Here is a 10,370-nt window from a genome sequence, read left to right as displayed (position 1 = left end):
ACCCTCGCTCGGTGACCTGCTTGACTGCTTCTTCCTTGAATTCCGGGGTAAACCTCGGTGCACCCATGACTGCCCTCCTATGCTCAAAGGATAGGGACAGGATGTCTACCCGACCAGGGACAGTCCAAGGATAGGGACAAGATGTCTACCCGACCAGGGACAGTCCAGGAAAACGCGTGAACTGGCTGTTGAACCAGTGCCACAAGGCGGGCTCGGTTCCTCCTCTCACAGCGTCGAGGAGCTCGCACGTGCTGCCACGGCAAAGGTTCCTCCGAAGTCTGACGAAGCCACCACCGATCCCATCGATGCGTTTGCCCAAGCCGAGTTCGATAGGGACCAACCGCCACAACGCCTATCGCACCTGGATGGCTTCATAGCTTGGTGGGACCGTTGGAAGAAGAAGAGCAAGCCGCCCACGGTCAAACCTCCGCCCTACTCCGAAGAGGAATGGACGGCGAAGGGGAATGAAGGGTTGGGACTGACAAAGCCCTCCAAGCCACCACAGGAAGAGCCGCAGGAAAGCCCGAGTCCCGACGCTCCAGGCGGGTCAGATTTGGATGGAAATCAACCGGTAGCCCGCTACAGATCACGGCCTCTTCCACTTGAACGCGACCGGTTGGAGGCCCTGGAGAGGTTCCGATCCAACCTTCGCAACCGCAAGCTTCACTGACCACCCCACTCGATGGATTTACCCCATCAGAAAGGACATCACCCACAACACAGGAGAAAAACTATGACAGTTCACGACACCAAGAGAATCAACGCCATTCACGCGGTCGCAAGCCGCCTCATCGAAGCCCTTGAGCATCAGTTGACCCCATGGCAACAGCCTTGGAAATCACACGCATCGATGCGTCCAATGAACCCCACCACGGGCCAGCCTTACCGGGGCATCAACCGCGTGCTCTTGGGCCTGCAGGGCGGCATGACCTCCGACGGCCTGGTCGACAACCGTTGGATGACCTTCCAGCAAGCCATGTCGCGGGGCTGGGGTGTGCACAAAGGTGCCAAGGGAACCTTGATCATCAAGGCCATCGGCCTGCCCACCAAGGAGGTGGAGGACCCGAGCCTTGAAGAGGACCGGCCTACGACCGATCGCAAGCCCTTCATGCTCAAGCACTACTTCGTCTTCAACGGCTCGCAGATCGAAGGGCTTCCACCTTTGCAGGCCGCTCCAACCCCGAGCGTCGTGGAGGTGGCCGAGAGAGCCGATGCGGTGCTTACGGCCTTGCGTGAAAAGACTCGTCTTCGAATCACCCATGGCGGCGACCGAGCGTTCTATGTGCCCTCACACGACATCATCCATCTCCCACATCAGGGGCAGTTCAACAGTGTCTACGACTACTACGCGACAGCCCTTCACGAGGCGGCTCACGCGACCATGCATGAGAAGCGGCTCAACCGCCGTCACGCCCTCGGTGAACGCTTTGGCGATGAGGCCTACGCGATGGAGGAACTGCGGGCGGAGATGTGCTCAGCGATCCTTGCGTCAGAAGCCGGTCTTTGCACCAGCCCTGAAGCAGTACAGGCTCATCTGAACGACCACGCGGCCTACCTGCAAAGCTGGATCGCTCGGATCAAGGACCAGCCGATGGCGGCGGTTTCGGCGGCTAAAGAGGCCGAGGCGATGGCGACCTACCTGCTCGCCCTGGCCCCGGCTCCAACCCTCTCGCAAGGAACCCCGGCATGCGAGTTGTCCCTTGCCATGTGAGGAGCGGGTCGGACCTAGAATGGGCTCAGGAGCTTCACCGCTCCCGCCTGTTTATCCTCCCAACAGGCCGATCTTTTAGACGATCGTTCAAACCCGCTCACGCGGGTTTTCTTTTGCCTGTGCGGTCGCTACTTCTTGCGAGCCTTCGCGAGCTTGATCTTGTGCAGCAGCCGCTGATGGTGGACCTCTGCGGCAGAGGCCCCGCTTGCCCGAAGCTGTGACAACGAATGAGCACTCAGCGGCTCCTCGGCAGGTAGCGTGACCCGCGTCGGCTGGTGATGTTCTGAAGGCTTTGAAGCAGGCTCAAGCGTCGCTTTGGTCGGCACGCTCAGCACGGGCCGCTTCATCGGCGGCGGTGCCTTCACCTCAGGCCGTTTGCGGCCGGAAATTTGCACCTTTGGAGCTCGTCGAGGCTTGTCGGATTTGATGACCGACACAACGCCTGTTGGCTGGAGCTTGATGGGGGTGCGGCCCTTCTTCCTGGACCGATCCCACTGGCTGGGTGGCATCAGCCGCTGACTTTGTTCGGCGGGGCTTTGGATCTCCGAGGAGGCCCGCACCAGGTCGGCGTAGGGCTTGGGCAAAAGCTCGGCGGATATCACCGCTTTGAGCCGTAGCTCAAGCTCGCCTTGCGAGCCCTTGCGAAGCGTCGAGATCTGCAGCACATCGCCGGGCATCAACTTCCCGAGACACGGCGTCTGCAGATCGATCCAATCGAATCTGGCGACGGCAAGACACATGCGATCGGCCCAAGGGCCGTTGGAGAAGACGATCTCGACAACACCCGCGACCGATGCGTGCCGCTTCACCGATGCCCAGTAGAGCGGTGTCCAACCCGGTTCAGCTTTGACCTTGGGGGATCGAGGTCGTTTTCCGCCACTGAGGAACGACAAGCTCGATTGATCGGTGCACGGATGCTTGGGCCAGGGAGGTCCGAGCTCATCGAAGAAGACACGGCCTCCTTCAGGCGAGCGGTAGAAGAAGACCGAGGCGAAGCACACGGGGCAGCGTGCGTTGGGAATGGTGAAGCTCTCGGCCTGCCGCCAGTGGTTGATCGGCGGTGCTCGCAGATTTGCGATCGCTGATGCAACTGCCCCTCCTCCACCGTAGTTCACACCACCCCAGCCGCATGAACAGCCAGGAGGATGGTTCCATGCGTTGCATCCCATCGCTTCCCCGCGTATGAATCGACCTCAGGGCTTCAGGCACTCCTTAGCGGCCTGTGCCATGGTCTTTACTGGAATCGGTGTAGGCGTGCCTTGCTTCAACTTCCACACCGTGTAGCCACCAGCAACGGCTTTTCCACCGATCACCGACTGATGCCCTTCCGAGATGAACCGGACATGGAGCTTGGTCTTCTCGCCATCGCTGATGTCGAAGAGCTTGCGAGCAATCGCGTCAGTCAACAGGTGCTTGCCTTTGGTGTCAAGGCAGTAGACCAAGCCACCCTTCCAGACGATGAAATCCGGGTAGAACGCTCCCGTCTCCCCTTCGGACAACAGTGGGATGTGGAACCCACCCGCACTCGGGTTGCGGTGCCACACATGGCCTGTGGCATCGAGCTCATCAACGAACCCCTCTTCGAAGTTGTTCATCTTCCCGTATCGCTCGTAGAGGCCGTTCTTGTAGGCCTGAGCACTGACGGGAACACGCATCGAGCCAAACTTGAAGTTGGCTCCGTGGCTTTCATAAACCAGCTCGGAGTGTTGGAAGTAAGCGGCGACGATGTCCTTCGCCCGCTTCTCTGCTTCGATGTTGGCGATGCTACGCATCTGCACCAGCACATCGAAACGCGGATCCTGCGTGTTCGTAGCAGCAAGAGCTTGAGCAGATCGAGCACGAATCGCGGTGCTTAGAAGCCATCGGAGTCGAACCGGATTGGTGTGGCCCTTGACTGTCCAAAGGGCGTCTTCGAGCTCCGCCGTCAGGTCGTCAAGATGGACCTTGAGCTGGCCTGATTTCGCTTCAGCAATCGCGTTGAGGCTGCCCTCATCGAAATGCGGAAAGGACTGGATGATCTCTTCGATAGCCTCTTCCGCTTGGTCAGAAAGGACCATCACCTTGTGCAGCTCAACAACCTGATCGTCGCGAGGATTGATCTCGATGCTGGCCGCCTTGCTACCGCCGAAGTTCTCGACGATCTCGATCGGAGAGCCCTGCTCAGCGAGCCTACGCTTGACGTCTTTGATCGCTGTCGTGAAGACATTCTCATCGTCCACCCGCAAAAAGAAGTGGGCGGAGTTAAGGTTGGCGTTGTCGTAGTGCTTGACGTTGAACTGCCGAAGCACTCGCCCAATGATCTGCTCTACCTGAGTCGTCGAGCCCATGCTCTTGTCGATGTAGGCGAGGTAGCAAGCAGGATCATCCCAGCCCTCTTGAAGAGCCTGGTTGAAGATGATGTGCTGATAGTTGCCCTCGGAGAACGCCTCGAAATCGTTCTCGCCCTTCGAGAAAAGGTTGAACGCATCTGGCTTGTTGTCATCGGAGAACTTCAGGTTTGCATAAACCGCGATGGTTGCTGGATCGATCTTGCAATGGTCCACCAGATGTCGCCAGATGCGGATGGGAGCAGCCTGACGCTTCTCAAAATTCCTCGTGTGGTCATCCGCGTCGTTGCCAACCATGTTGGTCTTAGAAACGTAGATGGCCTTGGGCTTAAAGAAGAGCCCTTGATTCTTGATCTCTGCCTCGATCGAACGGAACCGATCGATCAGAGCATCGACTGATTGCTCCATCGGAGCGATGGTGCCATCGAACTGGATCGCCTTTTTGATCAGCTCCTCTTCAACGACTTCCTTGCTGGCAACGCTTGTGCTTGCAAACATCGCAAACTGCGTACGGCCCGAACTGTCGATGGCATCGAGTGCACCAAGCTGCGGGAGGGACGCATCGGAGCACTCATCAAACCAGCCTTGCACCTTTCGAACAACGTCGCGTTCGAAGGACTCGGGTAGTTTCAAGGTAGCTGACGCGACGAGATACGCATCGGGTTCAAGCTGCTTGAGCAGCTTCGCCTGCTGCTCAGAGAAGTTGTGCCCCTCGTCGTAGACGACAAACAGCGGTCGTCTCTTGGAGCCATCGCTTCTCTCGATGAGCCGCTCCCAGGCCGACTTCTCACCGAACTTGTCCTGATCCTTCTTGTAGATGTTTAGACCGCCCTCCTCCTGCCCTTCCTGGTTGAAAAGGCCGGTCGTCGCAACGATCAACAAGGGGGAGCTCCCGTCCGAGATCAGATGCGGAGTGAGCTGAGGGATCGTGATGACCTTGTAGCCTTCAATGATGTGGGCGTATTTGCCACCTTCAGTGAAGTTGGAGAAGGTCTGAGCCACCACCGACTTGGCCTTGGACATCCAGAACACGATGGGCTCAGAGTCAACCGAACCACGCATTTGCGAGATGGCCTCAGCCAAGATAGCGGTCTTGCCTGCCCCTGTAATCGCAGACAGAAGTTGGAAGAAGGGCTGGGGCTTAGGACCTTTGTGCGGTCGCTCTGGATGATGTGCGTAGAACGAGTAGCGATTGGCGATGGTGTTCGCTGCGATCGTCTGAAACTTCTTAAGGCTGAGCCCCATCTTCTTCCCCCTCCGCCGTGTCGTTGTTGTAGGCGTCTGATCGTTGACTGAAGCCAATGTGCTCTAGCACCGACTCCGGGATCTTGTAGAACTCGATGCCATCACCTGCATAGGTCGCAAGCGATGCATAGACGTGATACCGGGTCGCAAGATTGGCTTCCTTCGCCTCCTTCGCGATTTGGATGAACGCCTCGCGGTTGAGCTTCGAAGGCTTGTCAGGTCCTTCCCAAACAAGGAAGAAGCCTTCGTTGCGTTGGTTGACCGCAAACAGATGCTTGTGGCTCCCTGCAGCGAAGCGATGGAGCGAGGCCTTTGCCTTGTCGCTTCGATCCCAGTAGCCGGTCAGCAGCAGATCGATCATCTCCTCACGAGCCAAGGCAGTGACCGCAGCCCCGTCGACTTGCTCTCGCTTGAGCTCGATAAAACGGAATCCTCCGTCGATGGGATCTCGCTGCTCTGCGTGCCAGTTGCCGTTGATGACTCGCTTGAGCCGGTCGGCAGTAAGCGACTTGGCGTAGTGATCACCGTTCTCGGCGTTGCCTTGCTCGATGAGGATGAATCGCCGATCGGCGTCGGTCTCGTGATTGAGCTCCAGCACCGCGTGCCCTGTCGTGCCCGATCCTGCAAACGGATCAAGCACGAGCCCACCCGGACGACACCAAATTTGGATGATCTTCTTGATGAGCTTGAGCGGCTTGACGGTCTCGAACGCATGCCCCTTGCCCACGATGGCGTCGAGCTCTTCCACGCCATCACGAGAGCGACCGCTCATGTTGCGAAGCCAGGAAACTGCATCAAGTCGTTCGGGCGGTCCTTCCTCATCAGAGATCCAGAAGGACTGTGGGACGGCCCCCTGCTTGACGAGGCTCTTGTAGACCTTCTTCATTGGCCTCTGCAATCCATCGACACCCCAGTAGAGGATCGGCCACGCCCCTTTGGCAAGCCTTGCCATGGCTCGTTTCTTAGCTGTAGCGATGACCTTGTTGCGAGCAGCCTCGGTCTTCGCAGCTTTCCAGCCAAGCAACGCAAGGGCGTTACCCCGTCCATCACCGATGTCCACGTCTTCGTAGACCACATCCCACTCTTCCGCCCAGGCCTTGACTTGGGCACGCTTGTTTGCCCAATGCCGTTCTCCCGGATCGCAGAACTCACCGGTAAACGGTGACTGGATTGCATAGTTCGCCGCTTTACTCGCCCCTTTACCGGTTAGATTGTCTTGCTTCCATTCACTCAAAGGATCATTATCGATATTCCCGAATCGAGCATCTGCAAGTGCTGACCGTTCAACAGTGCCCGTCGAAGTTCGAGCAAGCTGCTTGGAATAAACCAACACGTATTCGGTAGTAACGGAAACGTGCTGACTTTGGCTTTTAGGAGTCGTCTTCTGCCAATTAATAATGGCAAGCCGATTAGATTCATGGAAAATTTCATCCATGAGCATGCCGAGCCGATACAGCTCTCGATGGTCAATGCAGATCGCGATGACGCCGCCCGGTTTGAGCATTTCCCGCATCATCCAAAGACGCGGGGTCATGAACTTCAACCACTTGCTATGCCGCGAACCATCATCCTTTGGCACAAGCTCGCCCAGGTCCGGGTCGTTGGGATCTTTATCCCATTTGTCGTTGTAGCGGAAATCCTCGCCGGTGTTATATGGAGGATCCGTAACGATCAAGTCGACCTGCCCTCGGTGCTTATAAAGCGTGACCATGGTGGACAAATTCTCACCATCCCACAGCTCGTTGCAGGCTTGGTGGGCCTCTGCACCAACGGAATACTTCTTCAGGATATTGCGAAGCTTCGGCTTGACCGCACGAACGATCTGCCAGGGGGCTGTGCGACCTGTGTAGCTGATGACGATGCCATCTTCGCCCTCAGCCTTCTTGGCAGCATCGTTCTCTTGAAGCAGCCTGATCAGTGCTGCCTTCGATAGTTGTTCGTAGTCCATGCTCCCTCGGTCCTGCAGTGCTGCGTCGCATCCCGCGACGCACAACCGAGCATCGTAGCGGAGGACTTGCACCTCAGTGTCAGCATGAACGCCTACCGACCTGTTCTAGCGAACGCCAGTGTGGCTATCGGCGTTGCTCCACCGTGACGGTCCCTGAAGGCGTTCTCGGCCCCTTCTCGGCAAAGCCCCGAGCCTTGAGGAGAGCAAGCATCCGACTGGACGCGGGCTTGCAGCGGGCATAGATCCGTTTGGAGTTCACGCTGGCCAGGGTCTTCTCAACGAGCAAGCGACCAAGCCCCCGCCCGTGGAACTGCTCTTCAAGAGCGACCAAGTGCAGTTCGACATCGGCGTCCCAGGAACCGGGCCGCTCCTCTAGGAACCACGCGAAGCCCACCGGCTCTTCAGCGATGGTCATCACTGCCACACGTGCCCCTGCTCCGTTCCGCTCGCCGGGCATCGGCACAGGAGCGTCGCCAATTGCGGCTCCGACCTGAGCGGCAAACCCTTTCTGAGCTGCGGGAAGCAGGTAGTCCGTGTTGAGGTGCCCCTTCAGGACCTGCTGCATGGACAGCTCAAAAATGAACTGTGCATCGTCCGGACGAGCCGCCCGGATATCGACATGCAAGGTGGGAGCCGTGCCAAAGAACTTGGCACGCAGATTTTCGAGAAGACTTTTCATTGGGTTTTCCGGGATGACCTACCCAATCTATCGTCTAGTGACGTCGAGCCAACTCAAACCAGTTGCACAGCAAGTCGCCCCTAAGCAGATGCGTGACATTTGCACACCTCCATTCATGGCTGCACGGCCTCCAGCAAAGCGTTCCAGTGGTGCGGATCGTTGGTCTGGATGTGCCCTAGCAGGTCGTTGACGGTATGTTCCAAATCGAAAATCAACTCATTGCTGGCCGTAAAGCTCTCAATGTTGTTGCCATGGCTGAATTTGTGAAGCATTTTCAAAATGCGTTTCGCTGATTCAGAACCAAAGAGTTTTTCAGCACGTTGGTCGACTGAGCCATCTCGTGGTGTGGGGATTCTTGAATACGTATAGAGCTCCGTGAACCGCCGGACTGCGTTGGGCAACATCATCAGATTTTCAAAGCTCGCTTTATCCTGGGAGTTGTGGAATCCAAGGATAGCCTCAAACAAATAGTGATACTCTGACGAATAGCGACTCAGCGACTTCGGCATGTTTCCAAGCACTGACTTGGTCGCCGAGATCTTTTTAATGAAGTAGAGCCGCGCTTCTTTTTTTGCAGTTGGTTCGAGCTCCCGAATCAAATCAAAGAACTGGAAGTTATGGGTGGAGATAAAAATTTGTTTGCACCGAGTAGCCCAAGACGTCGTCTTATTGGGCTGAGGGACTCGATGAAAGAAGGTTTCGCGTATGCTTGCCGTGACTTGGAACAGGTGATTCGCATCTAGGCTTGAAATCGGATCATCAATAAATACTATGGTGTCCTTAAATTGATCTTCCGTAAGATCCTCCAGGCCAACAACAAAGTATGCGAATGCGACTGCAGTGCGTTCCCCATCACTAAGGTTACGAGCAGGCTTGCCGCCCTTTCGAATCAAGAGGAACTCATCAGAACCCGAGGTATTCTTCTGGCTCTTGATCTGAACTGCCTCGCTTCCAAGCATCGATCGCAACTTTTCATTAATCCGTGATCGCCCCTCTTCCGCTTGACTAATGCTTGCCTTCAGCTCGGAAAGAATCGGTCGCGTGACCTCTACCGACCTCTCCAGCCTCTGCTTCCTCGACGCGCATCTCTTTGCTCGACGTTCATGACCCAGAAAATTCTGATCATCCAAAAATTGTTGAACAAAATGCAATCTAGCACCTTCGGCGGCTTTCGTTCGGCTGGACTCGAATTCTAGGACGTGTTGATTGTGCTTTTGAATTATGCGATTGAGTGAGTTGATTTCATTTTGAAATGAAAGTATCAGAGGCATTGGAATCACAGGGGCTTCGAATGCCTGATAAGGATTCTTCAGTTTCTCCTGCAGAATCAATCCATAGTCTTTAACGGCTTGGTTGTAGCCACCGATGGCCACCGAGTAAGAGTTCAACGCCTCCTGAAGCTCTTCACGATACGGGGCATATATTTCGGCAATCCGAGGCAAGTCTCCCTGGTGATAAGTTCCTTTAACCTTCTCTATAGCCTTCCGGATTTCGTCCCTGTGCATCTCCAGATCCTTCGAGAAATGCATTGAAAATTGATGCATTCGTTCCTGGTCAAGAGCATTTCCGCAAAACTCGCAGTGATCGTGACTTTGGTGTAGATGAACCCCGTCCTCAATCCATTGCTCAAGGGCAGGATTGTTCTTCAATGCATCAAGGGTATTGGACAAACTTGGTTGCGAGCGAAGCACCACTTCGACTTCGGCTCGAATATGAGGCAGCAACGGGGGCTTCATCTGTATCTCTTCCAATCTAATTGGCTTAGATGCATCTGTTTCCAAGGCTTGCTCGATGAGCCTTGCCAGTTCCTCTTCACTCCGAAGAGCACTGCCCTTGCCCTGCAGAGATGCGGCATCCCGAACTAGGTGCGTAGCCGTATACGGATCGATTCTCAGCGTCTGTCGGATATTCCGAGCCGCTTCCCGTTTTGCTTCTTCAAAGCTTCGCTCCAGATCGTTGATACGTCCGGCGATTCGCTGAATCGCTTGAGCTACATCCTTATTCCGAACCTCGATTTTTTCCACTTTTCGCTGAGCATCTTCCGAACCCTTTCCAAGTAAAAGGATGGGTTTGAAGCCTTGCCCTGAGAAACTTATGTTTTCACGAACGAAGTCGGAATTAAATACTCTAACTCTTAACGGACTGGATGAGATATTTCCGACGTTGATCTCACCTGCATCCGTTTGCAGGGCGAAGCTACAACCTTGCAAGTCCGCTATTAGCGACCTTTCTTCTAAGCACGAAAAAACTCGAGATAGCGTAGTTTTTCCAGAATAGTTCCACCCATAGATGATGTTCTTCTTCTCAAAATCCTCCGTCCCTGGAGGCCACGAATAATTTTCATAAACTCCAAGTCCAGATATTTTTAAGATGTTCTTTATCATCAATCCCCCTTATGGCCCACTGCCGCTTCATTGACTCTTGGACGGCTTCGTGATATCAACTACTAAACGGGAGGGC

Annotated in this window: 6 protein-coding genes; 1 reads left to right on the top strand and 5 read right to left on the bottom strand. The window is 55.5% G+C overall.

Features of this window, described 5'->3' with window-relative positions; all coding sequences use genetic code 11:
* Positions 1-733 precede the first annotated feature (733 nt).
* Positions 734-1,711, top strand: a complete 978-nt coding sequence (locus tag CS062_RS03595) for an ArdC family protein (protein WP_158238655.1) — start codon at positions 734-736, stop codon at positions 1,709-1,711.
* A gap of 128 nt (positions 1,712-1,839) precedes the next feature.
* On the opposite strand, the gene CS062_RS25715 is transcribed toward CS062_RS03595, so the two are convergent.
* From CS062_RS25715 to CS062_RS03575, 5 genes are all read right to left on the bottom strand, one after another.
* Entirely contained in the window at positions 1,840-2,826 is a 987-nt protein-coding gene (locus tag CS062_RS25715; protein ID WP_158238654.1) for a hypothetical protein, read from the bottom strand.
* 78 nt (positions 2,827-2,904) lie between these two features.
* Positions 2,905-5,283, bottom strand: coding sequence for a DEAD/DEAH box helicase family protein (locus CS062_RS03590; RefSeq protein WP_099860082.1), 2,379 nt, complete (start codon positions 5,281-5,283; stop codon positions 2,905-2,907).
* Positions 5,267-7,231 carry a site-specific DNA-methyltransferase gene (locus CS062_RS03585; protein ID WP_099860081.1) on the bottom strand — a complete coding sequence of 655 codons (1,965 nt, stop codon included), beginning with the start codon at positions 7,229-7,231 and terminating at the stop codon, positions 5,267-5,269. The genes CS062_RS03590 and CS062_RS03585 overlap by 17 nt, the downstream gene beginning before the upstream one ends.
* A 124-nt stretch (positions 7,232-7,355) precedes the next feature.
* On the bottom strand, positions 7,356-7,910 hold the full coding sequence (locus CS062_RS03580; RefSeq protein ID WP_099860080.1) for a GNAT family N-acetyltransferase: 555 nt from the start codon (positions 7,908-7,910) through the stop codon (positions 7,356-7,358).
* Between the two features lie 113 nt (positions 7,911-8,023).
* Entirely contained in the window at positions 8,024-10,294 is a 2,271-nt protein-coding gene (locus tag CS062_RS03575) for an AAA family ATPase (RefSeq protein WP_099860094.1), read from the bottom strand.
* Between the last annotated feature and the right edge of the window lie 76 nt (positions 10,295-10,370).

Source organism: Roseateles chitinivorans, assembly GCF_002761755.1.
Taxonomy (GTDB): Bacteria; Pseudomonadota; Gammaproteobacteria; order Burkholderiales; family Burkholderiaceae_C; genus Roseateles; species Roseateles chitinivorans.
The sequence above is the reverse complement of the archived record's forward strand: the minus strand, read 5'-3'. Positions and strand labels throughout refer to the sequence as shown.